Annotated in this window: 29 protein-coding genes and 2 pseudogenes; 19 read left to right on the forward strand and 12 right to left on the reverse strand. The window is 48.3% G+C overall.

Features of this window, described 5'->3' with window-relative positions; translation table 11 throughout:
- Positions 1 to 598 (reverse strand): annotated as a pseudogene (locus AT710_03080).
- A 130-nt stretch (positions 599 to 728) separates the two neighbouring features.
- Here AT710_03080 and AT710_03085 point away from each other — a divergent pair.
- Positions 729 to 1,319 carry a hypothetical protein gene (locus AT710_03085; protein ID KUO92495.1) on the forward strand — a complete coding sequence of 197 codons (591 nt, stop codon included), beginning with the start codon at positions 729 to 731 and terminating at the stop codon, positions 1,317 to 1,319.
- On the opposite strand, the gene AT710_03090 is transcribed toward AT710_03085, so the two are convergent.
- The 3 genes from AT710_03090 to AT710_03100 form a co-directional block, all read right to left on the reverse strand.
- Positions 1,320 to 2,717 (reverse strand): hypothetical protein, encoded by a 1,398-nt coding sequence (locus AT710_03090; protein KUO92465.1) that lies wholly within the window; start codon positions 2,715 to 2,717, stop codon positions 1,320 to 1,322.
- Between the two features lie 38 nt (positions 2,718 to 2,755).
- The gene (locus AT710_03095; GenBank protein KUO92496.1) at positions 2,756 to 3,340 is read right to left on the reverse strand and encodes a 30S ribosomal protein S7; all 585 of its coding nucleotides are present in this window, start codon (positions 3,338 to 3,340) and stop codon (positions 2,756 to 2,758) included.
- A 116-nt stretch (positions 3,341 to 3,456) separates the two neighbouring features.
- Positions 3,457 to 4,125, reverse strand: coding sequence for a hypothetical protein (locus tag AT710_03100; GenBank protein KUO92466.1), 669 nt, complete (start codon positions 4,123 to 4,125; stop codon positions 3,457 to 3,459).
- Positions 4,126 to 4,178: 53 nt separating this feature from the next.
- Between AT710_03100 and AT710_03105 the strand changes: the two genes are divergently transcribed.
- Genes AT710_03105 through AT710_03115 form a run of 3 tightly spaced genes read left to right on the forward strand, consistent with a single transcriptional unit; the run spans position 4,179 to position 5,783 of the window.
- Positions 4,179 to 4,409: a hypothetical protein gene (locus AT710_03105; GenBank protein ID KUO92467.1), complete on the forward strand. Its 231-nt coding sequence runs from the start codon at positions 4,179 to 4,181 to the stop codon at positions 4,407 to 4,409.
- Entirely contained in the window at positions 4,409 to 5,164 is a 756-nt protein-coding gene (locus tag AT710_03110) for a peptidylprolyl isomerase (protein KUO92468.1), read from the forward strand. Before AT710_03105 ends, AT710_03110 begins: the two co-directional genes overlap by 1 nt.
- Positions 5,157 to 5,783: a proteasome subunit beta gene (locus tag AT710_03115; protein KUO92469.1), complete on the forward strand. Its 627-nt coding sequence runs from the start codon at positions 5,157 to 5,159 to the stop codon at positions 5,781 to 5,783. Before AT710_03110 ends, AT710_03115 begins: the two co-directional genes overlap by 8 nt.
- Positions 5,784 to 5,787: 4 nt before the next feature.
- On the opposite strand, the gene AT710_03120 is transcribed toward AT710_03115, so the two are convergent.
- Together AT710_03120 and AT710_03125 are read right to left on the reverse strand one after the other, a co-directional pair.
- The gene (locus AT710_03120) at positions 5,788 to 6,483 is read right to left on the reverse strand and encodes a hypothetical protein (GenBank protein ID KUO92470.1); all 696 of its coding nucleotides are present in this window, start codon (positions 6,481 to 6,483) and stop codon (positions 5,788 to 5,790) included.
- Entirely contained in the window at positions 6,480 to 7,262 is a 783-nt protein-coding gene (locus AT710_03125; GenBank protein ID KUO92471.1) for a damage-inducible protein CinA, read from the reverse strand. The genes AT710_03120 and AT710_03125 overlap by 4 nt, the downstream gene beginning before the upstream one ends.
- Before the next feature lie 81 nt (positions 7,263 to 7,343).
- Here AT710_03125 and AT710_03130 point away from each other — a divergent pair, with 81 nt between their 5' ends.
- Positions 7,344 to 7,559: a hypothetical protein gene (locus AT710_03130; protein KUO92472.1), complete on the forward strand. Its 216-nt coding sequence runs from the start codon at positions 7,344 to 7,346 to the stop codon at positions 7,557 to 7,559.
- A gap of 9 nt (positions 7,560 to 7,568) precedes the next feature.
- On the opposite strand, the gene AT710_03135 is transcribed toward AT710_03130, so the two are convergent.
- From AT710_03135 to AT710_03145, 3 genes are all read right to left on the reverse strand, one after another.
- Positions 7,569 to 7,982 (reverse strand): hypothetical protein, encoded by a 414-nt coding sequence (locus tag AT710_03135; GenBank protein ID KUO92473.1) that lies wholly within the window; start codon positions 7,980 to 7,982, stop codon positions 7,569 to 7,571.
- A 107-nt stretch (positions 7,983 to 8,089) separates the two neighbouring features.
- Positions 8,090 to 9,046 carry a hypothetical protein gene (locus AT710_03140; protein ID KUO92474.1) on the reverse strand — a complete coding sequence of 319 codons (957 nt, stop codon included), beginning with the start codon at positions 9,044 to 9,046 and terminating at the stop codon, positions 8,090 to 8,092.
- 36 nt (positions 9,047 to 9,082) lie between these two features.
- A complete protein-coding gene (locus AT710_03145) occupies positions 9,083 to 9,826 on the reverse strand; it encodes an exodeoxyribonuclease III (GenBank protein ID KUO92475.1) in 744 nt (247 codons plus the stop codon).
- 141 nt (positions 9,827 to 9,967) lie between these two features.
- Between AT710_03145 and AT710_03150 the strand changes: the two genes are divergently transcribed.
- Positions 9,968 to 10,270, forward strand: coding sequence for a hypothetical protein (locus AT710_03150; GenBank protein KUO92476.1), 303 nt, complete (start codon positions 9,968 to 9,970; stop codon positions 10,268 to 10,270).
- Between the two features lie 9 nt (positions 10,271 to 10,279).
- On the opposite strand, the pseudogene AT710_03155 reads toward AT710_03150, so the two are convergent.
- Positions 10,280 to 11,336, reverse strand: a pseudogene (locus AT710_03155) (glutamate synthase).
- Positions 11,337 to 11,541: 205 nt separating this feature from the next.
- Between AT710_03155 and AT710_03160 the strand changes: the two are divergent.
- The 5 genes from AT710_03160 (at position 11,542) to AT710_03180 (ending at position 16,232) form a co-directional block, all read left to right on the forward strand.
- Positions 11,542 to 12,693, forward strand: a complete 1,152-nt coding sequence (locus AT710_03160; GenBank protein KUO92477.1) for an acetyl-CoA acyltransferase — start codon at positions 11,542 to 11,544, stop codon at positions 12,691 to 12,693.
- Positions 12,694 to 12,695: 2 nt separating this feature from the next.
- Positions 12,696 to 13,112, forward strand: a complete 417-nt coding sequence (locus AT710_03165) for a cobalt transporter ApaG (GenBank protein ID KUO92478.1) — start codon at positions 12,696 to 12,698, stop codon at positions 13,110 to 13,112.
- On the forward strand, positions 13,109 to 14,149 hold the full coding sequence (locus AT710_03170; GenBank protein KUO92479.1) for a hypothetical protein: 1,041 nt from the start codon (positions 13,109 to 13,111) through the stop codon (positions 14,147 to 14,149). Before AT710_03165 ends, AT710_03170 begins: the two co-directional genes overlap by 4 nt.
- Before the next feature lie 178 nt (positions 14,150 to 14,327).
- A complete protein-coding gene (locus tag AT710_03175) occupies positions 14,328 to 14,948 on the forward strand; it encodes a hypothetical protein (GenBank protein KUO92480.1) in 621 nt (206 codons plus the stop codon).
- A 69-nt stretch (positions 14,949 to 15,017) separates the two neighbouring features.
- On the forward strand, positions 15,018 to 16,232 hold the full coding sequence (locus tag AT710_03180; protein ID KUO92497.1) for a 3-hydroxy-3-methylglutaryl-CoA reductase: 1,215 nt from the start codon (positions 15,018 to 15,020) through the stop codon (positions 16,230 to 16,232).
- Between the two features lie 68 nt (positions 16,233 to 16,300).
- Here AT710_03180 and AT710_03185 read toward each other — a convergent pair whose 3' ends face one another.
- Positions 16,301 to 16,660, reverse strand: coding sequence for a hypothetical protein (locus AT710_03185; protein ID KUO92498.1), 360 nt, complete (start codon positions 16,658 to 16,660; stop codon positions 16,301 to 16,303).
- Between the two features lie 324 nt (positions 16,661 to 16,984).
- Here AT710_03185 and AT710_03190 point away from each other — a divergent pair, with 324 nt between their 5' ends.
- The 8 genes from AT710_03190 to AT710_03225 all read left to right on the forward strand — a co-directional run bounded on the left by AT710_03190 (position 16,985) and on the right by AT710_03225 (position 23,655).
- Positions 16,985 to 17,464 carry a hypothetical protein gene (locus AT710_03190; protein KUO92481.1) on the forward strand — a complete coding sequence of 160 codons (480 nt, stop codon included), beginning with the start codon at positions 16,985 to 16,987 and terminating at the stop codon, positions 17,462 to 17,464.
- Between the two features lie 85 nt (positions 17,465 to 17,549).
- A complete protein-coding gene (locus tag AT710_03195; GenBank protein ID KUO92482.1) occupies positions 17,550 to 18,281 on the forward strand; it encodes an exonuclease in 732 nt (243 codons plus the stop codon).
- A complete protein-coding gene (locus AT710_03200) occupies positions 18,278 to 19,114 on the forward strand; it encodes an exonuclease (protein KUO92483.1) in 837 nt (278 codons plus the stop codon). Before AT710_03195 ends, AT710_03200 begins: the two co-directional genes overlap by 4 nt.
- 32 nt (positions 19,115 to 19,146) lie before the next feature.
- Entirely contained in the window at positions 19,147 to 20,370 is a 1,224-nt protein-coding gene (locus tag AT710_03205; GenBank protein KUO92484.1) for a translation initiation factor IF-2 subunit gamma, read from the forward strand.
- Positions 20,348 to 20,755 carry a hypothetical protein gene (locus tag AT710_03210; protein ID KUO92485.1) on the forward strand — a complete coding sequence of 136 codons (408 nt, stop codon included), beginning with the start codon at positions 20,348 to 20,350 and terminating at the stop codon, positions 20,753 to 20,755. The genes AT710_03205 and AT710_03210 overlap by 23 nt, the downstream gene beginning before the upstream one ends.
- A gap of 294 nt (positions 20,756 to 21,049) precedes the next feature.
- The gene (locus tag AT710_03215; protein KUO92486.1) at positions 21,050 to 21,946 is read left to right on the forward strand and encodes a hypothetical protein; all 897 of its coding nucleotides are present in this window, start codon (positions 21,050 to 21,052) and stop codon (positions 21,944 to 21,946) included.
- 208 nt (positions 21,947 to 22,154) lie between these two features.
- Positions 22,155 to 22,778 (forward strand): hypothetical protein, encoded by a 624-nt coding sequence (locus tag AT710_03220; GenBank protein ID KUO92487.1) that lies wholly within the window; start codon positions 22,155 to 22,157, stop codon positions 22,776 to 22,778.
- An 85-nt stretch (positions 22,779 to 22,863) separates the two neighbouring features.
- Positions 22,864 to 23,655, forward strand: a complete 792-nt coding sequence (locus AT710_03225) for a geranylgeranylglyceryl/heptaprenylglyceryl phosphate synthase (protein KUO92488.1) — start codon at positions 22,864 to 22,866, stop codon at positions 23,653 to 23,655.
- On the opposite strand, the gene AT710_03230 is transcribed toward AT710_03225, so the two are convergent.
- Positions 23,629 to 23,772: a preprotein translocase subunit SecG gene (locus tag AT710_03230; GenBank protein ID KUO92499.1), complete on the reverse strand. Its 144-nt coding sequence runs from the start codon at positions 23,770 to 23,772 to the stop codon at positions 23,629 to 23,631. The genes AT710_03225 and AT710_03230 overlap by 27 nt on opposite strands.
- Positions 23,773 to 23,930 lie beyond the last annotated feature (158 nt).

The following is a 23,930-nucleotide window of genomic DNA, read 5'->3' on the forward strand; positions in this document are numbered from 1 at the left end:
ATGATCCTGGACTAGGAGGGAAATTAATCACTTGTATGCTTAATAGCGGCTTTATTATTAATAAGAAATCGTATTGATTGCTGAGGCCAAGCATGCGTTTAACTACAGTATAATTAAGCATCCATGAGGATATGGAGCCGGGCATGAAGAGCCAACCATTATTTAACGCTATGCTGCTCACTCCATTTTTACTTAGTTCCGTTACGTTGCAGGTGCCTTGGGTATTGCTGCTGGATAATGCGCCGCTGGCATTTTCAGCGTAGTCCCAATAAACTAGTTGTAATACCTTAAATGGATCTAATTGATATGGTTGCCCATAACCAATTAAGCCCGTCGTATTATAATTGACCGCCAGGCCAAAGCTCGTCAAGTTCGTCGCGTTGAGTCCCCAATTGCTTGGCGTGCCTGGGCTCGTAATTATATAGTTGATCAGTGATTGAGACATTGCTTGTAATTGAAAAGCATTGACATCGGAACCCGCTGGATATATGTAATTAGAGGATAATAATAGGAATATCAAGAGTCCACCTATTAAGACAGGAACTATTAATGCTATCTCCACTGCACTAGATTGCCCAGGCCTCTCCATTTTATGCATAATGATTTATCGTTTTACTTTTTAATAAAGGTTTCCTCATCAGTTTCCCTNAATTAAGGAATTGATGGACCAGAAGTTGCGNGACACAATTATTAATCCATTCGTGCCCCGGTTTGTAGCGATATAAATGGTGGATTACGCCTACTTATTGCTAGCCATATTCGCCGTTAGCTTCGCCGCGAACGCCACTCCATTCACTGGAGTATCCTACACGCTAATAGCGACGACGCTCCTAATTCACTTCGACTCATCCCCCTCAATGATTATACTAGCCATAATTGCAAGCGGTCTCGGTGCGGCGGTCTCCAAGAACGTCATGTATGGGGCCGGCGCCGCAATGGAGCGATGGCTGAAGCGAAACAGGAACATTAACTTATTGAGGCGAGTGAGCGGCACGCGGTACTTTTACTTAACTCTCGTCATACTGGCAATACTGCCCGGCTTCCCCCTGGAGGACTACGTCTACTTCGGCAGTGGCGCGGCGAGGACTCCACTCCTCAAGTTGAATGCATATATGATAATGGCTAAACTAATAAAGAGCGCCGTGGAGATACCGCTGGAATTAATGGGTCTAACCATGATCTCCAATTACCTCTCTTTCCTGGGCCTAACGCCTCTAGACCTAGGCATAATCAGCAGCGCGGCATTCATAGTCCTCGGCTTCATAATCTTCAAGATAGATTGGGAGAAGGCATTAAGGAGAATAGGGGTAAGGATCTAGTTACTGCCCACAAACGCCCTGCGCCACTCTCCTACCCATGGGCCCCAGCAAGTTAGTGAGCCACCTCTCCACATCCCCGGACCCACAGTACCGCCTGCGCGCATCGCCGTGCTCCCGCAAAAGGGACTCCACCTCATCAATGCTTTTCCCAACCACGCTTGACTCGCCTAAATCAATGCGGAACCAAGCCTCGCTCGGCAACTCAATGCCCCTCACTGCCTCAAGCAACTCCGCGTCCCCCAACTTAAGCGTAGAGTGGCTCCACACCCTCTCAATAGCGGCCATGAATGCATCAAAGTAACGAGTCGGATTACCTGGACTAAAGTAACCATGAACGGCCCCCTCCGGTCCATGCTTCCCACTCAGGTAATACAAGTGATCACTGGTGGATAAGTACCTCCACGCCTCCAGGTCCCGCCCAGCCCTCTTGGCGGCTGCGAATGCGAGCCTAAGAAATGAGAAGGCCCTTAATTGAGCCTCATTCCCCAACCAAGCGCTGAGATCCTTCTCCCTATCCGCCCACGAAATAGTGCCCCAGGGCTCAATGCTTATCCCCTCCCTCGCCTCAAGCTCCTTAACGATATCGCTCGGCGCCTCAATCCTTACTCCGCCATCCCTCGCATGCCTAAAGAACCATCGAAGAAACTCCAGTATCCCCGTTCCCTCCCATTGATGCTCGCCGAAAGTCTCCATATCCATCCCAATGAACACTAAGTCCCCCGGCGATGCCTTAATCCACTCAACATACTTATCAGCGGTGAGGGGGTACTGATCCCACTCCCTATTGCTGAACCTGAATCCAACATCATCGGATAACCTATAATTCCTCAGGAGGAGCTTCACGCCGTTAATCCTATAGAGGTAATTAGGGGATCGCCAACCAAGCACCCTCTCAACCCCCTCCCCAAGCAGTGCCTGGAATCCCATCCCCGCAACTGCATCCGCAACCCTATTATTCAGGATGAATTCCGTATTCTCGGCAGTAATGGGCTTAGCCCCAAGCTCCCGCATTGCCTCGACATGCATAGCGACTTGCTCCCGGAACTCCCCCATATCCAACTCGCTTGCCAGCGAGTGGTAATACGTCTCCCCCACTAACTCAATGGCACCCATCTCCGCTAGTTTCCCTAATTGAGTAACCACGTCGCCGGCCCACCGCCTCAACTGCTCCAGGAGAGTGCCGGTGATCCCTATGGCCACCCTGCTCCCATATAATTCATGTGCCTCCCCGATAATGGATAAGACGCGTCGATAGGAATTAGCCGCAACCCTCTCCGCTATCCGCCTATTCAGCCCATCATCGAATAACTCCAAGCCCCTATTCACGGCGTAGGGTAGGAGAGGATTAATGCGCCTCGGTTGATGCATTTCCAGAAACAAGACTAACCTGTTAACCATGGATTGAAATTAATGCGGAAATAATTAAAGATTACTAATTACCTGGCGGATGCCGCAACTCTCTCGGCGTCATCCCTATGCTTGACGGCGAAGCTCTTCAAGTCGCCCGCAGCCGCCGCAATTATTTCCTCGGCCAAGCACTCCTCAAGGGGCTTGGGATTATTATGAGCGCACTCCCTAGCGCCCTGCGCTAGCCACCTAATAGCTATATCAAGCCTCCTTGCCGGCGTTACATCCACGGCAACGGGGTAAGCGATTCCTCCATAAATGACCCTCGTAACCTCCTCCCTCGGAGCGGAGTTAACGACTGCATCAACGAGGACCTGGAGGGGATTCTTCCCCGTCGCCAAGTAAATTATGTCGAACGACCTCTTCACGACGCCGTACACCTTATGCTTCTTCCCAGCATTCTTGCCTGGGTGAAGCAATGCATTCATAAGCCTCTCAACGATGGGCATCCTCTCCTTCCCGAACCTCCTCTTCTGGTTCCTGCCCTCCGTGTGGGGGAGAATCATTGGCTTGAGGCACATGTACCTCCTGAGGCCTGGATCCCTTATCACCACATCCTCATACGTCCACTTCCCGAATAGCCTTATGGGTTCATCGCTGAGAGTCCTCACTATTCTTGGACACTCCTCTATTATCTGGGCGCCAGCCACTTGATAAACGGTGGTCTCCTTCGATAATTGTTGTCCCTGATCGCTCATTACGGGCCTTCCCCATGCTGAATTAATAAACATTATGTCGATGAAGCCCAATCATTGCAAAGCTCCAAGTCCCCCGTGTAGATAATGCTTCGACCGCTTAACCTGAATGACTTGACCCAGATAGAGACGCCGGCATTGATCGCATCACGAAGAGCCGCGGAGAAGGCTGGATCCATTCCCCAATTCGGGGCGAAGCACTTGGCCCTCCTCATCACGAGGAACATGACGAGTCCCTCAACTCCCCCCTCCCTCAACTCCTTGAGCAGCTTCATGTGATTAGTTCCCCTCCTCGTTGGGGCATCGGGAAAGAGTGCTTTCCCATTAATGGTTAATGTGCAGCCCTTCACCTCAACATAGGTGCTTCCCCACAGGAAGTCAAGCCTATGATGTCCGATCTTCACCTCCCTCTGGAGCTTGCCTGGAAGGAAGTGTGACGCTATTATGGAATGTATTCCACTATCTATCACCACCCACTCCCCTGAATCGCTGCTCCAAGCCGCCGCAATCCTGCAATTGGTCTTTTCCCCCCTCCAATCCCTAATCAAGACCTTATTGCCTGGGTACACTAGGTCCAGTAGTCTCCCGGGATCATGTAGGTGACATGCCCCGCTCCCGGTTAATACCGTGAATCTATTGGGCCTATCAATTATCACCTCCTCACGTAGTTCTGGGAACGTGTAGACAACGTCGCCAACACTCATTTCAGTAGGCGTAGGAGTTAATGTTTATAAACGCCGATACTCATTCTCCAATTATGGGCAAGATAAGGCCTAGGTACATAAAGAGGGCGGCTGAAGAGTTGATATCGCGATATGGGGACAAGGCATCCAAGGACTTCGAGGCCAATAAGGAACTAGTTAATGCAGTTGCCAGGGTTCCCTCCAAGAGGATAAGGAATAAGATAGCCGGCTACGTGACTCACATCATCCGCGCCCAGTCCGAGGAACCGGAGGAGGAGACGCCTAAATTGGAGGTGGGCGAGTAATGGTTCAGAAGGGGGATTACATTCTCCTGGAGTACACAGTCACCACTAAAGATGATGGGAAAATAGTGGAGACCACGGTTGAGGACGTGGCGAAGCAGGCCAATATATATAATCCAGATGAGGTATATGGCCCCCGCCTAATAGTGGTCGGCGAAACCAAGCTATTCGAACCATTAGAGCAAGCAATATTAGCTGCTGATGAGGGCGGCGAAGTCAATGTGGAGGTTCCGCCCGATAAGGCGTTCGGCGAGAGGGATCAAGGCAAGGTCAAGACACTATCCATTAGGGAGTTCTATAAGTATGGGAAGATACCGAAGCCAGGCGATGTGGTTGAGATGGATGGGCAACAGGCAAGAGTGATAAGCATATCGAGCGGCAGGGCAATACTTGACTTCAATCACCCCCTGGCCGGCAGGACCTTAATTATACGGGGTAAAATAGTGAAGAAGCTGGCCACTGACGAGGAGAAGGCGAAGCAGATAGTTAAGGTTTACTTGCCGCGCGTGGAGTTAAGCGAGATCGATGTTAAGGTGGATAAGGACTCCAAGGTGATCACGGTTAAATTGCCTCCGAGCACCTTATTCATAGATAAGGTAGGCACCGTTAAGTTAAGGATAGCGGAGGATTTAGCGGAGAAGTTCGGGGCCGAGAAGATCCAATTCATTGATGAGATAACGGTGAAGAAGGAACAACCGAAGGAGCAGCAAAGCCAAGAGCCACAACAGGCAAGCGAGGCAGGTGCCCAGAATGCTTAAGCCAAACACAAAGAATCTAGAGACCGGCACAACCACTGTGGGGATAGTTGCTAGGGATGCAGTGGTTCTAGCGACTGATAGGAGAGTCACGGCTGGGTACTACATAGCTCACAGGAAGGGTAGAAAGATTTGGAAAATAGATGATCATGTGGCGGCCACCATGAGCGGCGGCGTCGCCGATGTCCAAAAGATACTGGAGGCGCTCACCCTTCAAGCAATGGATTACAAGATACGCACCGGCCTCCCGATCCCAATAAGGACGCTGGCGAATTACGCATCAGTGGTTATGTTCTCCAGCAGGCCCTACATATTCATAGCCCACATGATACTTGGCGGAGTAACCAATGCGGAGGGACCAGTTCTCTACACAATTGATTGGTATGGCTCCGTCACGGAGGAGCATAGATTCGCCTCGACGGGCAGCGGCTCCCCGACAGCGTTCGGCGTGTTGGAGGATGGGTATAGGGATGGAATTGATGTTGATGATGCGATCAAGCTGGGAATAAGGGCTGTAAAGGCAGCCATGATGCATGATCCAGCCAGCGGCGAGGGCGTCGACGTGATAACCATAACTCCCCGAGATGGTTATAAGGAAATAGATAACTCACGGTACCAGTGAAGCCTCATAACTCCCTAAATGCATCCATAATCGCTTCTCCAGCCCTAATCGCGGACTCATTAATTGCGCTGGATGGGAGGAACCTTCCCCCAAGCTTATTGCTTGTTATCAATAAGCAAGCAGCCCTAACCCCCCTTATCCCGGCAATTGTTAATAAGGCACCACACTCCATCTCCACCCCCGCGATCCCTAGCCCCCCTAGATCAATGCTTAACCTATTCTCAGCGTAGAAAGCATCGCTGCTGAATACGATGCCCTCCCTATACCGAAGCCCTTGTTTCTCCATCGATCTAGCCAACGCCAAGAATAATGCTGCATCAGGAGAAGCCGGGTACGCGACGCGCCCCAGGTACTGCTCATATAACCCGCCCGGCAAATACGATGCCCCCCTNGCCAGGAGGTACTCACCAGGCTCTGTGAGAATGCCTCCAACGGTGCCGAGCCTCACGAAGTTCCGTGCCCCTAATTGAATTAATTCCTCCATAACTATTGATGCCGAGGGCGCCCCAACGCCATGGGCCGCAAGGGTCACATCAATGCCGCCCCTCGACCCGGTAATCACTAGGAATCCTCGGTTCTTATTAACCACTCGTGGATGAGTCAATAGGTCGGCCAACCGCTTCACTCTAGCTGGATCACCAGCCATTATAACGCTGTCAGCTATATTTCCCCTCTTAGCCTTTATATGTATTGGACTCACTCAACATCGCCTCCCCTTCTCCGTAATTCCTTCCTCAAGTAATTCACGGTCCTCTCCACCTCCATCCGCGCCTCCTCCTCATTACTGGAGCTGGCATATACGTGTATCTCCAGAAATGGAGAGCCAATCTCATGCCCCTTTGGGTGGCTCTTTATGTAAACCCTATTCCCCATCCTCATCGCCTTCTCTATTATTGGTGCGGCCTCGGCCTCCGGCACCCCCTTAACTGTGAAGCTCGCCTCAACGAATCTAGGCCTAGGTCCAATGCTCATTAACCTCGGCTCCACGTGTTCCTCAAACATTCCCTGCATCTCGGCTGGGACGCCTGGCAGGGCCACTATTATGGATTGCCACTCCCTCACCCATATCCCGGGAGCAGTGCCAACGGGGTTAGGTATGGCCTCGGCGCCCCGCGGCATCATGGCCTGCTTCAGCCTAGGAGGAGTTAATTCAAGCCCCTTCTCGAGGAACTTAGCCTTAACCAGATTCAGCGCCTCATCATTGACAACGTACTCCCTATTCAGCGCCTTGGCGAGGGATTCGCTTGTCTTATCATCAAACGTGGGTCCAAGACCCCCCGTCGACACTATGAGCTCTATTCCGCGGCTTAAGGCATCCCTGAATACCTCAATCTCCTCCGCATCCTCATCCGGTATCGAGATTTCCCTCCTCACTTCATACCCAAGCACAGTTAATTTCCTCGCCAACCAAGCGGCGTTAGTATTAATTGTCTTGCCTATCAATAACTCATTCCCAATGGATAATATCCATGCCCTCATCGAGTTCCAAGACTTCCTCAGCCCTATTTATAGGTTGCCGAATGAATTAAGGTTTTTAATTGCGGAACCGAATTACCCCTCATGGAGTACCTAGTGCTGATTTGNCCGCGATGCGGTCGCCCATCAGCGGCGAGGACGGGGTCCCGGAGCCATGAGTGCCCCTACTGTGGTTTCATGTTTCCAGTTGCCAATGCATCGCTCGTGGGCAAGGCATCATCTGGGAGAGAGGCGCGGGAAATAATTAGGCAACTACTGGATAGTGGGAAGAGCGATTCAGGTAAGGGAGTCCCTAATTAATTAGGTATATTAATTCCTGGGCTTTGGTTCCTGGCCCTTGGCAATATTATGAAAGGATTCAGCTATTGCCCTGGCGCGCTCATGGAACGCATCGACCAGTTCCACTAGTCTCCCCCGCACTTGCTCCGGCGGCTTCACGGAGTAAACATAGGTGTAGCCTCCATTCCTCGCAAGCACGGGTCTCCTATTGGCTAGGCCTAGTTGCACGAATTTTATGAGTGATCTCTCGACTGTGCTGCGGGACTTGGACACCGCATTAGCGACCTCGGCGACAGTCATGGTGNCCCCCCTGCTGAGCACTCCATAGATCTCTATTTCAGTTGAGGAGAGGCCGAAGATGCATTTCAATAAATCCTCCTCGCCGAATCTCTCCACCAATTCATCGGCTTCTTTTTCCTTTATTGAGACAAGTGACACCACCAATTATCACCAATAATAGCGTCACAATCCTCTCTTATAAATGTTTTGCATACGAATCAATTACGGGGAAATAAGCGGCGCGACGAGTATCGAACAAGACAATACATTACTCAGTAAATAAACGAAAATATCCCCCGTAACCTACCCAGTGATTGGTAATTACCAATATCAAAGAGGAAGCCAGCTGGATCCCCGCCAATCCACCTATAGACATCAACTGCATCCCTCAGCGTGAATCCCCAACCCCTCGACGCAATCATTGCATGAACGACCCTATCGCCCATCATGACAACCCTAGCCTCAACCTCATTCTCGCCGAAGACGGCATGCATTCGCCTAGTCGACATGCCGCTCATAGATGAAGGCATGGAGCCAATGACATACACGCCCACCCCGCCGGCCCATGCATAATCGAAGCCAATGGGTCTCTGGGTCCCCATGTCCATTATTCTAGCAGCCTCTCCAATACCCATCAAAACCTCATGAAGCCCCCGCCTCACTACCGCAATTGATCCGCCGGCATCAACGAATTTCTGCCCCAATCCAATGAGAAAGCCGCCAGGAGGGGGCTGTCTACTCATCGCCTCAATGAAGTAATTAGCCCCGCTCCTCCGCTCGCAGCCGCTCCACTTCAGGATCCACTCATCCACATCCACTGAAACAGCAGCGCTTAACCCAGCTGCTCGCATAACCATGCAATGCATCAATGCCAGGAATGGATCACTAGAAGAAATTACATCACCGCTGCCTCTCGTCACTAACTCATCCTCCGTGCCCGTGTATATTAAGTCAAAGTAACCAAGCGAGTGACCGCCAACCCAGATGCGTTGAGCATCTATTTTAGTGTCCTCAATATCGTGCTCCCTAACATCAATTAAGGTGGAGAGAAAATCCAGCGTGAATAACCTATTGTCCCTCAATAATCCATGCCTAACATGAGGCTCCAGATCAATTAATCGCGCATCCCTGGCTCCAGCCACCATGGTGACCCTGTGATTCCCCTTAGCCAATAGATACGCCAAGTAAGCGGTGCCAGCGTTTAATCCAATAATGGCTACCCTGGCCATGAGGAATCAAGCCGCAAAGCCAATAAATAAAGTAATCTAGTCGATTTCCAGGATCACGGGCGCATGATCGGACCCCATCACTTTATCAAGTATATCGGCTCTCCTAATCCTCCCCCGCAGCGACTGTGATGCAATGCAGTAATCGATTCTCCACCCAATATTCTTCTCCCTTGCATGGAATCTATATGACCACCAAGTATAGTGACCACCCTCCTGTACAAATAATCTATATGTATCCAGGAAACCCTTAGCCAGGAGTCGACTAAACCTCTCCCTCTCCTCCACCGTGAATCCAGCATGATGCAGATTATCCTTGGGCCTAGCTATATCCCTCTCCTCGTGAGCCACGTTAAAGTCGCCGCACGCAATAACGGGTTTATTCAGGTTAAGCAGGAACTCCTCGAATGCATCATCAAATCTAAGCTTGAAGTCCAGCCTCCGCAGCTCCTCTCCGGCGTTAGGGAAGTAGACATTAATGACATAGAGATCGCTCAATTCAAGGGTAATTACCCTTCCCTCGGCATCAAACTCCTCTATCCCCAATCCATACTTCACCGATAATGGCTTTAGCCTAGTGAGGGTCATGGTTCCACTATAACCGCTTCGCTTAGCTGGAAAGACATAAGTCTCATACCCGCTGACTTGAAAATCAAGCGGCACCTCGCTGGTCCTAATTTCCTGGAACATCAATATATCATATTCCCCGCTCCTAACTATATCAATCAATCCCTTCCCCATCGCCGCCCTCAATCCATTCACGTTCCAAGAAAGCAGCTTCACGCATCATACGCTGTAGGGCCGGCATTTAAAGGAATTTGTTTACGCTCAAGCCCCTTCCGCCTCACCTGAGGAGGAGTGCCTTTTCCCTAGGGGGATAACATTTGGCTAACATTTTTAAACAAATGTAAAATGATGGGCCCCATGTATGTTTACGTGATTGATAAGGAGGAGGTGATAGAGACGGATAAGGCCGCTCATGATTTCAGCGAGTCATGTAAATGCAGCGTTTATGCTAGGCACTTGGTGCTCAGCGTAAGGGGTCGACCCAATATTGACTTGATAAACTCCATAAGGGGAGTATTCGATTCCTGGTTCACCGGCGAGCTTCACATAGTATTTAATCCGCTTGAAACAACAATAGAGGATTTAGCTAAGGAATTGTTTAGGGCCGGCCTTGAGCCCGTGCTTCACGTGGAGGAGGACGTGAAATACATATTAAACTAGGCTTATCAGTCACTGCCAGTTACCGGTCTCCAGGTACTCCTCAATCGCGCCAGCAGCCTTTATGCCTGTGGCGAGCGCCTTCCCAATTAGGGATGGACCGGTGGCGACATCGCCCGCCGCGAATACCCCCTTCCTAGTGGTTCTAAACTTACCGTCGACCTCCACCGAGTTATTATGCCTCAACTTTATTCCAGCGTAGCCGTCCTTAAATGGAGGCGTAGGTAACTCGCCGGTGGCTGATATCACGTTATTCACTGGAACCACGTACTCTGATCCAGGTATAGGCTCTGGGGCTGGTCTACCTGATTTATCTGGTTTGCCCAGCTTCATCTTAATGAGCTTTAATGCCTCCACGCTCTCCTTCCCCAGCACCTCAACGGGATTTGTTAACTCAATGAATTTAATTCCTTTGGATCAATCTATTTATCTCAGCCTTGCCGGCGGGCGCCTCATTTATGGTTCTTCTATACATGACCTCCACATCGCTTGCGCCCTTCATTTGGGACTCTAGTGCCGCATCAACGGCGGTTAGTCCCGCTCCAATTACTGCAACCGAGTTCCCTACCTTATACACCGCCTCGGGCGGTAAGTACCCATTCTCATGCGCGTATATCCTGTAAAGGAAATCCAGAGCCAAGTAGCTTCCCCTTAACTTATCGCCAGGTACTCCGAGTTCCCTTGATTTCCACGTGCCCGTCGCTATTAGCGTGGCATCGAATGAGTTTATCACCTCCTCGAGACTAATCTTCTTCTCGGCGAACTCATCCCCATCCTGATGATCATCCGCATCCCCCATGACCTTAACTTTATTATGAAATACGACCCCCAGATCTATTAACTCCTTTATTCCAGCCCTTATATTATCCCTCGGCAATCTCCATGCCGGTATCCCAAATATGGTTAACCCACCGGGCTCCGGCAACTTATCATAAACCTCAATATCATATCCCTTGCATATTAGGTACCCGGCCGCGCCCAACCCAGCTGGTCCCGCGCCTATTATCGCAATTCTCTTCCCCTTCTTAATGATGCTTTGCCCAGGCGAGCATTTTAGGGCGAACTTCATCCTTATCCCAGGAACGCCGGCTCGGCTCTACTTAATAAGCATTGACGAGAAGGAAAAATGATTATACCCCTGCGCTTCGCGGTTTGCATTAGGGGCTGTCTCCCAGCATCTCGTATGAAATGAAAATATTGTAGTAAGTTAAGGCCTGATTCATCATTGATTTGGGGCTAAACGTTTAATAACCCTTTGAGTTCTGTGACTGTTGGTGTTAATTACGACAGACGTTTACATAAATGGTTACGCCTCCGTGCCTCCGAGCAGGCATTACGAGAAAGGCGTAACGGAGCTATTCGCTGAATCAACGCTGAAGGCATTGGAGGCGGCCGGTAATCCTCGCATACGAATGATCTACATGGCATCGGCATTAATGGAATTGACATCAGAGCAATTGAACGCTGGAAACGTATTAAGGGAATACATTGGATTAAAGGATGTGCCGACAATGAGGGTGGAGAACGGCGATGGCTCCAGCAGCCTAGCCATGCTTGCCGCAGTGAATGACGTTAAACTAAAGGGGGGCTGCGTGATGGTGGTGGGCATAGAGAAGCCCCATGAGGTCACATCAACCAAGCTAAATAAATTCATCTCGTTCTCCACCAATAGCGAGTATGAGGCTTTCTTCGGAGTGACCCCGGCGGCTCAAGCCGCCATAATGGCTAGGGAGTACATGAATAAGTATGAGTACTCATATGAGGATATAGCAGTATGGCCCCTTAAAATGCATGAACGAGGCGCCCAGAACCCCAATGCATACTTTAAGAAGGCGGTTAAGATGAAGGACATACTGGAATCAGAGTTGGTGGCGGATCCATTAAGGCTATACGATGTGGCTCCCTACGTTGATGGCTCCGCAGCCATAATAGTGTGCAGCGAACCCAATAAGAGGGATGCCATAATACAGGTAAGTGGGGCGGGAATGGGTGTTGGCTCCGCCTACTTCGCATCAAAACAGACCTATGCAGCGCTAGAGTCAGTTAAGCCAGCAGTTGATCAGGCGCTGGCCGAGTCAAGTATGAAGCTTGAGGATATACGCGTAATTAATGTGCATGACACGTACAGCATAATTGGATTAATGACCTTAGAGGCCATGGGTTTCTCGCCTCAGGGAATGGCTCCTCGCTTGATGAGGGATGGAGCATTTGATCCGGGGAGCAAGGTGGTGGTCAACATGGATGGCGGTTTAAAGGCCATGGGCTTCCCAATAGGTGCATCAGGTCTATATCAATTAATAAGTTCAATCGCCCAGTTAAGGGGAGAGAAGCCCTTTGAGTCGCTTAATGCNGATGCCGCCCTGGTTCATGATATGGTCGGAATAGATCAGGAAAGCATAGTAACGGCATTGAGGCGAGGCGACTAGTCATGGTGGAGCAGAACCTATCCATACCCAAGTACTGGAGAAGAACTCAACAGTACTATAGATTAACCGCATCCAAGTGCGGGAAATGCGGCAAGATCTATTTCCCGCCGCGAAAGGTATGCGACTGCGGCAACTCTACCCTAGAGAATTATGAGTTGCCCAGGCAAGGTTCGCTAGTTAGCTTAACAGTTCTCAGGAGCGTTCCAGTGGATTTCGAGAAGCAGCGCCCACTCCTCATTGGCGTAGTGGATCTAGGCGGGGTAAAGCTAATGGGTCAAGTAGTTGATTGCCCCACTCCAGACGCACTTAAGCCCGGCACGCCAATGGAGGTCGTGTTTAGGCGTGTGAAGGAGGATGGAGAGCACGGCATAATTTATTACGGGTATAAGTTTCGCCCAATTAAGGGGTGTGAGTCATGATAGGCATAGTTGGTTGGGGCACCTACATACCGAGGTATAGGATAAAGACTAAGGAAATAGCCGAGTCCTGGGGCGATGACCCGCTCAGGATAAAGGACATGTACCTCATTGAGGAGAAGGCCGTGGGTCTCTTCGATGAGGACACGGTAACTATGTCCGTGGAGGCGGGCAGAATAGCCATAACGCGTGCCGGCATAAATGCAGGAGACATAGGCGCAATATTTGTAGGCTCAGAATCGAAACCATACGCTGTGAAGCCCATTTCCTCAATACTGATAGATGCATTGGGGGCATCCCACAATGTCTTCACGGCCGACTTGGAATTCGCATGCAAGGCCGGCTCCGACTCAATAATATCAGCAATGGGCCTCGTTAAGTCGGGAATGATAAGGTACGGATTAGCAATAGGAACTGATGCCTCACAGGGAGAGCCCGGCGAGCATTTGGAGTACAGCGTAGGCACCGGCGCAGCAGCTNACGTGATTGGCTCCGAGAACGTGGTGGCGGAGATAAAGACCGTTCATCCCTTCGTCAGCGATACCCCGGACTTCTGGAGGAGGGAGGGGTACCCATTCCCAGTCCACGGCGAGGGGTTCACCGGGGAACCAGCCTACTTTAGGCATGTGGTGACTGCCGCCAAGGAATTAATGTCGAAGCTAGGCATGAAGCCAACTGACTTTGATTACGCCATTTTCCATCAACCCAATGCGAGGTTCCCATTAAGGGCCGCCTCAATATTGGGGTTCCCCCTTGATAAAGTGAAGGATGGCATAGTGGTGGATAAGATCGGCAACACCTACAGCGCGGCNGCATTAATGGGTCTAGCCAATGTTTTGGAGAAGGCGAAGCCAGGCGCCAAGATATTGATGGTTCCATTTGGAAGCGGTGCCGGCGCTAATGCATTCTATATCGAGACCACGGACCTAATCACGGAGAAGGCTCGCATCGGCAAGACAGTGGAGCAATACCTAGCTGAGAAAATGTACATTGATTACTCATACTACCTCAAGTATAGAAAATTAATAAGGATGCATTAAAGGAAACTATCCTCCTCCCCGCCCTAGAAGGGGCGATTGCCGTTCGTTTTTATCAGGGCATTCCCTTAATTACACATTAAAAGGGATTATGGTTCTCTCTTTTAGGGCAGTAAGTGGCTATACGTAGAGTTGCTTAATGTAGTAAAGTATTTAATTAAGGCTCGCCTCCTCTTTACCTGTGAATTTCCGGAAGGGGATAGATTATGAGGATTTAACTGATGAGATGCCGGAGAATAGGGCTCTTTCCTGGATGATAATTCCTCAATTAGTTAAGTCCGGCGTCATTCGTCCAGTTGATGTTCGCAACATAGTTAAATTATCCTGTAAGGAGAATGATAAGAACATTTTGAAGATAATATATGTCGTTGTTTATGGGCTGATAGATGATGGTATAATCGATTATGGTGATCTGCCTCGATGCCTTAAGTCCAAGTTCTTCTATAAAGCCGCTGGCTTCATGTTCGATAATGATGATTACGAGAATGCGATTAAGGCGTACACGATGGCAATAGAGAGGAACCAAAACAGGAAGAATTCGTTATTCAATAGGGCATTATCTTACGTGATCCTGTATAAAAATAACCCGAGACCTGATTATCTTGATTTAGCGGAGATGGATCTAAATGAGGTTAGGAAAATGGAGCGCATTAAGGATGATGTGGCGTTCCTCCTAGGCTTCATAAAGGAGGAGAAGGGCGAGATGGATGAAGCAATTAATTGGTACCAAACCGCCATAAAGCTAAATAGAAATAATAAGCTGGCCAAGGAAGCAATCGATAGGCTCCGTAAATCTCAATAGTGGAAATCTATTAAATTTATTCAATAATGGAGATAATTTATGGATCAATCCCATATTGATTACGAATCAATGCTGAACGACTTGCTCAGCGGTAAGGTGAAGATGCATGAATTGGATAAGTTACTTGGAGATTCAAATAAGGCCACGGAAATCAGAAGAATCTATATTGAGCATAAGCTAGGCGTGAAGTTAAGCAATATAGGTAATACTGTGCTGGATTTCAATAAGGTCATAGGCAGAAACGCNGAAAACACGATAGGATCAGCACAGATCCCAATGGGCGTCGCCGGTCCATTATTGGTCAAGGGCNCCCAAGTCAATGGCGAAGTCTTCATACCGCTTGCCACCACGGAAGGCGCGTTAATAGCCTCAATAAATAGGGGAGCCAAGATAATTACGGATAATGGAGGCGCCCGCAGCCTCGTGATCAGGAATGAGATGACGCGTGCCCCCATCTTTAGGCTTAGCAATGCATCATCGGCCGTGGAATTCATTAAATGGGTTAATGATAATATGGAAGCCATACGTAAGGAGGCCGAGTCAACGAGCTCTCATTTACGGCTTTTAAGGGTAGAACCATTCATGTCGGGCAATAATGTGTGGCTTAGGTTCTCATACTTCACGGGGGACGCTATGGGAATGAATATGGTGACGGTGGCCACCGATAAGGCCGCTCAACTAATAATGAAAGGCTTCCCAGATGCCGTTCTAGTGGCATTAAGCGGCAACATGTGTGTCGATAAGAAGGCTAGTGCAGTGGATTTCCTGCTTGGCCGCGGAAAAACAGTGATAAGCGAGGCACTGATCAGTCGTGAGTACTTAGAGAAGAACCTGGGAATCACCCCCGCTAAGGTTGTTGATGTCAATAATAGGAAGAATCTATTGGGGTCAGCCATGGCTCACTCCTATGGATTTAACGCCCACTTCGCCAATGTTGTTACGGCAATATTCATAGCTACCGGCCAAGACGTGGCTCAAGTAGTTGAGTCAAGCATGGGGATCACTTGGGCAGAGGATCGCGGTGATCATCTATACATATCGATAACTCTCCCAAGCCTAGAGGTGGGCACAGTGGGAGGCGGCACAGCGCTACCAACCCAGAGGGAGGCGCTCAAATTAATGGGCGTGGATGTAGGCGGTGCCCCGGGATCCAGTGCTGTTAGGCTAGCTGAAATAATTGGCGCAGCTGTGTTGGCCGGCGAGTTGAATTTATTATTGGCATTGGCTAGGCAGGAATTGGCGGCGGCGCATAATAAGTTAGGTAGGGCTGGGAAAAATAATTGAAACTGTATGAAAAAGAAAAAAAAAAGATGACGATTTATTTTTAGGAGGAAGTAGAGGTATGGAATTAATTACTCGATATACTTCATTGATTTAATGATGAATTGCCTTATCTTTGTCATAACGTTCTCGACGTGCCATATGGGATTAACGAAAACTATTAGCCAACCCTTATCCGACATATTGAAGAACGCAACCTTAAAGTTATTGTATTTTATTAGTAGGTATTGGAAGTTGCCGAGGAGGTCATCGGAGACCTTTCGAGATCGTTGAACGAACTCTAGAAGGCTTAGGACGCCGCGGAAGGATTTAACGGTGAGGGTGTTTGGGAGGTGATGTAGAAGCGGGACATTTGATGAATTAATTATTGCGGCACCAACTATAACCTCGCCGTCTATTAGCTCTGTCAGCAAAAGTTTTTTAAGCTCCATTGAGGGCGTTGTCTCCGTCACCTTATTGTCGGGCGAAACATAAATTACCAATATCAAATCCCTAGGCTATATAAACGCGCCCTGATTTATAAATTTTTGCCCATTTATGTAGAGAAGCAGTTAACTAAATGACTCATCCAAAATAAGCGAGGCGAAGCCTTGAACGGCTTTGCTTGGAGCAATTAATAAGGTAATTATTTTAATGGATTCGCCTAATCCTTTGGTGATTAAAAGATAGAAACATAGGGGGTTTCGATTAGCCCTTAGGATGGGCAATCAATCATTTTGCCTAAGCCTTATAAATGCCGAATCCCGGTCTTCAGTATGCGGGTTGCCTACTCATTGATTGCATTAGCCGGCATAATTATAGCATCTAGCATCATCATTGCATTTCTATTTCCAGTTGAGTTAATGTTCTCCGTTGAGCCCAGATATTGGTACGTGATTTATATAGGTGGCTCCATAATACAGACACAAACCACGCCCCTCTATATTATTATGTGGAGGACAGCTTCCCTTCTTTTCTTGTCTTGGTTATCCCTAATAATAATATATATAATAAAGCCTTTATCGACTGCCGATGCATTATCTATCATCATCGGAGCAGCCTTCATTGTGTTTAATTACCTTTATTTATTTACCATAGGAGCCCCCCTAAGCTTTTATCCATTGATATTTGTGATTCACACAATTGGTCATCCCCTTACCTATATAGATATGGGGCAAGTCATGATAATATACATCATCTGGAGGATTTTGGCCCTAAGAAAAAGGGGTCTCCTGAAGATATTCTGGGCGCTCTGATAAAACGAACGACAAACCTCGCTGGGCGGGGAGGAGGTCAGTTGGATTCCTTAAAGTTTTTAACCGATTCTATCTATGCCTTGTTATGGGTGGAAAATCGCCAGTTCCATTGCTGGTAGATGGTAAGAGAGTGGATGGGAGATCGCCGGATGATCATAGGCCAGTTATGATGCGAGTAGGCGTTCTTCCCAATGCCAGCGGCAGCGCTCTAGTTGGTTATGGCAATACCGTGGTTCTTGCCGCCGTGTATGGACCGAGGGAAGCAATGCCCAGGCACATAGCTTTGCCTGATACGGGCGTGCTTCGGGTTAGGTACCACATGGCGCCCTTCAGCACTGATGAGAGGAAGAGCCCGGCGCCGACTAGAAGAGAAATAGAAATAAGCAAGGTAGTTAGGGAAGCGCTTGAACCAGTTATATTCCTAGAGCAATTCCCCAAGTCCTCAATAGATGTGTTCCTAGAAGTTCTTCAAGCGGATGGAAGCACCAGGGTAACCTCAATAACTGCGGCATCCCTCGCGTTAGCTGATNCCGGCATACCAATGCGTGACTTAGTGGTTGGCGTCTCAATAGGGAAAATAGGCAGCACCGTGGTGGTTGACCTAAATAAGCNCGAGGATAATTATGGAGATGGCGACATGCCAATAGCGGTGGTTTACAAGAGGAGTTGGGTCACCTTAATGCAAGCTGATGGCTCATGGACAGTCGATGAAGTAAAGACTGGGCTTAGCTTGGCTTTTAAGGCAGCTGAACCCATTTACAAAATGGAGAGAGACACATTAAAGGGCCGCTACTCAGAGGAGGCGATATCGCCATGAGTTACCCATTCGAGGTCATTCCAAGCCTACGGCGAGAGGCATTAATGAGACTAATATCTGACGGGAAGAGAGCAGATGGACGTGGATTATATGATTATAGGCAGATCGATATAAAAGTTGGACTCGTCAGAACCGCCGATGGAAGCGCGTTAGCCACCATCGGCAACACGAAGGTGATTGCCGGCGTCAAATTCGAGCTTGGAAGACCATTCGAGGACACCCCAGGCGAGGGGAATCTAATAGTTAACCTAGAGACTCCTCCCCTGGCTTCCCCCACGTTTGAGCCGGGGCCACCGGATGAGAATGCGATAGAACTAGCCAGAGTAGTTGATAGGGCAATACGGCACAGCGGCTTCATAGATATGTCCACATTATCCATAGTGCAAGGCAAGTCAGTCTACGCATTATGGGTTGATGTATATGTGTTGAATCATGATGGTAATCTAATGGATGCTTCACTGCTTGCGGCGGTGGCTGCCCTAGCCACCTCACAGGTCCCGAGGTCAATAATAGATGGAGACATCATTAAGCTGGATAAATCCAATAAGGTTCCTCTAACCGTTAATATGGATAAGATGCCCATAACCACGACCTTCAATAAGATAGGTAAATTCATCTTGGCGGATGCCAATGTAGAGGAAGAGGTGCTAAGCGAGGGAAGATTCACAGTGGCATTCAGCGGTAATGATGTCGTTTCAATACAGAAGTCCAGCGGGTTCTTCACTCCACTTGAAATAGAGGACATGATGACTCATGGACTCGAATTATCCAAATCAATAAGGGCTAGGGTGATTGAGTCTCTAGGCAATAAGCCTGAGTCCTTTATCATTTAGTTTTTAAACCCAAAATCGTTACCCACATTAAAATGGAGAACTATAATTACCCCAATGCAATATTGATCACGGCAGGCCACGTGGATCACGGCAAAACCACCGTGGTTCACGCACTTAGCGGTACCTGGGTGGCTAGGCACAGCGAGGAACTTAAGAGGGCAATGACCATTAAGTTAGGGTACACTAGCATTAATTTATCCAAGTGCGATGATGCTGAGTTCAGCGTTGCTCCCAGTTACTTGGTTGAGAAGTGCCCCAACGGCGAGCANCCAAAGCCCTATAGGAAGATATCTATGCTGGATGCGCCAGGCCATGAGGTCCTCATATCAACCATGATAAGCGGGGTAACCTTCGTTGATGCCGTGATAATGATAATAGACGCCACCATGCCTGTTCCCCAGCCTCAGACGGAAGANCACTTCTTGGCGGCCTCAGTAATGGGAATAAATAACTTGATAATAGTCCAGAACAAGATAGATCTAGTGCCTAAGGAGAAGGCGCTGGAGAATTATAAGCAGATACAATCATTCATAAGAGGCACNTGGGCTGAGGGCGCCCCAATAGTGCCTATATCCGCGCTCCATAAGGTTAACATAGATGCCTTAGCCACGATAATAGATGAGAAGGTGCCCCCAAAACCAATTGACGTGGAGAAGCCTCCAATAATGTACGTGTTGCGAAGCTTTAATGTGAATAGGCCTGGAACACCCGTGGAGAAATTAGTTGGCGGCGTCGTCGGCGGCTCCTTAATACAGGGCCGGTTACGCGTCGGCGATGATATAGAGATACGGCCGGGCCTGAAAATAGGCAATACTTACAAGCCAATAAATACTAAGGCAGTTAGCATAGCCATGGATAATGTGCAGCTAGAGGAGGCTCGCCCCGGCGGCTTAGTCGCTATTGGAACGAAGCTTGACCCAGCATTAACGAAGGCTGATTCCCTCGTGGGCAGCGTCGTAGGCCATCCAAACCAACTTTACCCAGTATATACCAGCATTGTCTTGGATTATCACCAAATACAGAGGAGGGATATGAAGGATCAATTGAAGGCCAATGATCAAGTAATGGCCATAATAGGTTCGGCATCCATACCGGGCATAGTTAAGAGCATGAGGAACTCCTCAATTGAGGTAATGCTTAGAAAAGCGGTCTGTGTTCCCCCCGGCTCTAGGGCTGTAATAATAAAACAAGTGGGGGGCAGGTGGCGCATAACTGGATGGGGCGCATTAATTGATGGTCAAACGGTCCTCGACTAAGGTCTCCCTAGTTCTTTTTGATACCAGCGCATTAATTCTATCTTTCAAGAATCACGTGAATCTACTTGACCGAGTATCGGAGATAGTTAATGAGATTTACATCCCAATAGTGACGCGTGCAGTGTTGGATGAATTAGATAAATTACATGGATTCGGTTCACCTCAAGCTAAGCATATGGTGACCGCCATTAAGGAATTGATTTCAAGGTATTTCTCAATCGCAGACATCGGAGGCGAAGCAGATGAAAGCATAATTAATNTCGCGACGCAANGAAGATGCACAGTGGTTACGTGCGATATGGAGCTTAAGCGCAAGTTAGAGAAGGCTGGAGTCACCGTAATATATTTCAGGAAATCATCGGGACGATTCGAATCAATTTTCTAACCAATCACTGCCCATTGTTTATACACATGGGGGAAGCCTCGCCCTTAAGGGTGAGGTAGCTCACTTAATACATTACAGTGAAAATACTGTATTGAGGAATGGTCAATGTCTCCCGAGGAATCTAGTTCTAGGAAACGGTAATCCTCGATAAAATAATCGATCCTTATAGACCATAACGGAGCAGCACCAATTAATAGATGCAACCCCTAAGGCCTCGGGGAGCCCTCGCCCCACAAGGTAGGGGAGTCAGTGGCCGTAATCTAGCTTAAAAACAGCTGTGCATTAATTCCTGGGATGAGTGTGGGCGGAGATGAAGTGGAGGGAGCAGGTATAATAATTAGGAGGCTTAGTTCTAGGGAGGAGTTCGAGGAATTTGGTCGAGTGGAGATGAGTGTATGGGGTGGGCAATACCCGCCTCCACCTGAGCTGCTGAGGGCGATAGCAGATAATGGTGGATTAGTGTTGGGGGCGTTTCACGGTGAAAAAATGATAGGTATATTGCTGAGCTTCACGGGATTCAATGGTGGGAGGATATATCATTACTCGCATCAGGCTGGGGTTTTAGCTGAGTATAGGGATAAGGGGGTGGGCTTTATGTTGAAGATGACGCAGCGCAGCGAGGTGATTAAGATGGGGCTGGATCTAATTATTTGGACATTTAATCCTTTAATGGCTAGAAATGCATTCTTTAATGTGGGAAAACTCGGCGCCATAGTTAGATGCTATATGAGGAACTATTATGGTTTGATGAATGATGAGTTGAACAGGGGCATACCAACTGATAGAGTAATAGCGGAGTGGTGGATCAATAATAAGCGAGTTAATGGTTGGCGCCCCATCAAGGTAAGTGATCCTCTTCAGTATCCACAAGTAATTGCCACTGTCCCTGTTGAGGGAGGCCCATATAGATTACCGGTGCATGTAATTAAGCCAACAAGTGATCCGCTTATGCTGGAGATACCGGCTGACCTTCTTTCGCTCAGGGATGCTCTTGGCGAGTCAGCCGTAAATGCCTGGATCAACGCTTATCGCGATGCATTTGATTTCCTCCTGGGGGAGAATTATCATGCCACAGATGTAGTTTCATCCAATGGCCGCGTGTTCTATGTATTCACTAGATCCGATGAGGATCTGGGCCAGAGCATATGCAATATGGCACATGGCAAAGAAGCGGCAAGGCTCGACGATTAGAGAGGCCGGGTTCCTATAATTTACGGAAAGGTGAGCTTCAGGGTAGGCATTTCATGTTGGGAAGCGCGGATATTCAAGTGAAACGGAATGAACTCAGTTAACAATGGTATAAATCCAGGGTTCGACTATTTATTAAATAAGGGTTAATTTCAGGGTTGGAGTGGGGGATCTTTGCTATTTTAATCGATTGAGTTATATTAGTTTATCCGTGCAGAATAGATCAATGTCATTTGGTTTCGCCGAGGATATGGATTGCGGAGAAATACGGAAGCACTCATTGATAGGGAAGAGCGCCGCCAGTGCCCTTCAGAAACTACTTGATGCAGTGAAGGGGGGTGAGGCCGGGGTCTATATATTGATGGGGGAATATGGAACTGGTAAGACATTGATTCTAAGGAAGCTAAGTTTGATGATTGGCGGCATTCATGTCATTAATCTTCGACGCGGCATTGATATTTCCTGCTCCAATTCATCTAACGATTCATCGATATATGCCATAGATAATTTCGAGATGCTGCTTCAGAAACCGTTGGTATTTGGGGATAAAGTGAGGAATATAATATCTAACGCTAAGCTCCTAATAGTATCTATTTCATCCAGCGGTGGTCCAATATATGGGGGAAGCATAGTTAACATCAGTGATATATTGATGAGGCTGGAGAATGCGAAGAAGATAATCGTAGAGGTGGATCTCGATGATGCAAAGAAAATAGTTGAATCAGCCGGCATAGGCATTACAGTGCCGCCGCTATTAATGAAGACGCCTGGAATCGTGATTAGGGCATTTGGGGGCAAGCGTGGCTCCGTTGATGATACCTATATGATGATCTAAGATAATTCATGCCCGATTTGTTTCCTCCTAATTATATGCCATGGGTAAGGCAAAAATTAAAAATAATGGATTCGACCCCTGCTAGATGGGCGTATATGAGTACTTATTGGAGGAGATAAGGCGGCATGGCTCCATTCATTTAACGCTGCTTGACCCGGATAAGATAGATATTGAGAAGTTCATCGAATTATCCAGAAATGCCGAGAGAAGCGGATCAAGTGCAATAATGGTTGGCGGCAGTCTGGGCGTCAATGAGAGGCTTCTCGATGATTACCTGGAAGCAGCCAAGAAGGAGGTTAAGATACCCTTTATATTGTTTCCAGGAAACATAGCTGGGCTCAGCAATAAGGCCGATGCATTATTCTATTTATCAGTGCTTAATTCCCTCGATCCATACTACATAATAGGCGCCCAAGTTCAAGCGTCGATATTGATAGCTAAGCGATATCGATCGCTTGACATTATACCAATGGCATACATAATAGTTGGGGAGGGCGGCGCCGCTGGTTACGTGAGTAATGCCCGCATGCTTCCCTTCGAGAGGGATGACATAATAATTGCCTATGCATTAGCTGCAAAGTACCTTGGATTCAGCGTTATATATCTAGAGGCTGGATCCGGCGCAAAGGAACCAATGCGTCCAAGCATAATTGCTAAGATGAAGAAGTTAGTGGATAAGCCGGTAATGGTTGGCGGCGGAATCAGAACGCCAGAGGTAGCTTACAGCATAGCGCTAGCTGGTGCCGATATGGTGGTGACCGGTACAGTGGTTGAGGAGTCTCCCTCAATGATATTATCGGATATAGTTAATGCCGTGCATAAGGGCGGCATGGATAGGATTGGAAGCGATCTAGGGAACAAGGAACCTAAGCAATAGCACGATTATTGGAACAACTATCCCAATCATTATTACGGCCGTGGGGGATAGCTTTATTTTCTCTATTTCTCCCACATCATAAAACCTAACGAGGCCTGCCGACATGAATGGCTGCATGCCGCTCGATTTCCTTCTCTTACTTGGCATGGCTCAACTTATCCCTGCTCGTTTTTAAGCGTTTCCAACAAAAATATATAGTAGCGGAGAACGGAAAGCAGATCTAAAGAATAAAGGATCCCCAGCCCTCATTCGTTAATGCAACTGCTCCTCCAATG

It is taken from the genome of Thermocladium sp. ECH_B (genome assembly GCA_001516585.1).
Classification (GTDB): domain Archaea; phylum Thermoproteota; class Thermoprotei; order Thermoproteales; family Thermocladiaceae; genus Thermocladium.

Coding starts and splice junctions, on each gene's coding strand:
- AT710_03105 (KUO92467.1), top strand. CDS start 4,179: ATGGGCAAGATAAGGCCTAGGTACATAAAGAGGGCGGCTGAAGAGTTG.
- AT710_03185 (KUO92498.1), bottom strand. CDS start 16,660: ATGGAGCTTAAAAAACTTTTGCTGACAGAGCTAATAGACGGCGAGGTT.
- AT710_03150 (KUO92476.1), top strand. CDS start 9,968: ATGTATGTTTACGTGATTGATAAGGAGGAGGTGATAGAGACGGATAAG.
- AT710_03115 (KUO92469.1), top strand. CDS start 5,157: ATGCTTAAGCCAAACACAAAGAATCTAGAGACCGGCACAACCACTGTG.
- AT710_03200 (KUO92483.1), top strand. CDS start 18,278: ATGAGTTACCCATTCGAGGTCATTCCAAGCCTACGGCGAGAGGCATTA.
- AT710_03125 (KUO92471.1), bottom strand. CDS start 7,262: ATGAGGGCATGGATATTATCCATTGGGAATGAGTTATTGATAGGCAAG.
- AT710_03215 (KUO92486.1), top strand. CDS start 21,050: ATGAGTGTGGGCGGAGATGAAGTGGAGGGAGCAGGTATAATAATTAGG.
- AT710_03190 (KUO92481.1), top strand. CDS start 16,985: ATGCGGGTTGCCTACTCATTGATTGCATTAGCCGGCATAATTATAGCA.
- AT710_03225 (KUO92488.1), top strand. CDS start 22,864: ATGGGCGTATATGAGTACTTATTGGAGGAGATAAGGCGGCATGGCTCC.
- AT710_03140 (KUO92474.1), bottom strand. CDS start 9,046: ATGGCCAGGGTAGCCATTATTGGATTAAACGCTGGCACCGCTTACTTG.
- AT710_03110 (KUO92468.1), top strand. CDS start 4,409: ATGGTTCAGAAGGGGGATTACATTCTCCTGGAGTACACAGTCACCACT.
- AT710_03230 (KUO92499.1), bottom strand. CDS start 23,772: ATGCAGCCATTCATGTCGGCAGGCCTCGTTAGGTTTTATGATGTGGGA.
- AT710_03100 (KUO92466.1), bottom strand. CDS start 4,125: ATGAGTGTTGGCGACGTTGTCTACACGTTCCCAGAACTACGTGAGGAG.
- AT710_03090 (KUO92465.1), bottom strand. CDS start 2,717: ATGGTTAACAGGTTAGTCTTGTTTCTGGAAATGCATCAACCGAGGCGC.
- AT710_03165 (KUO92478.1), top strand. CDS start 12,696: ATGGTGGAGCAGAACCTATCCATACCCAAGTACTGGAGAAGAACTCAA.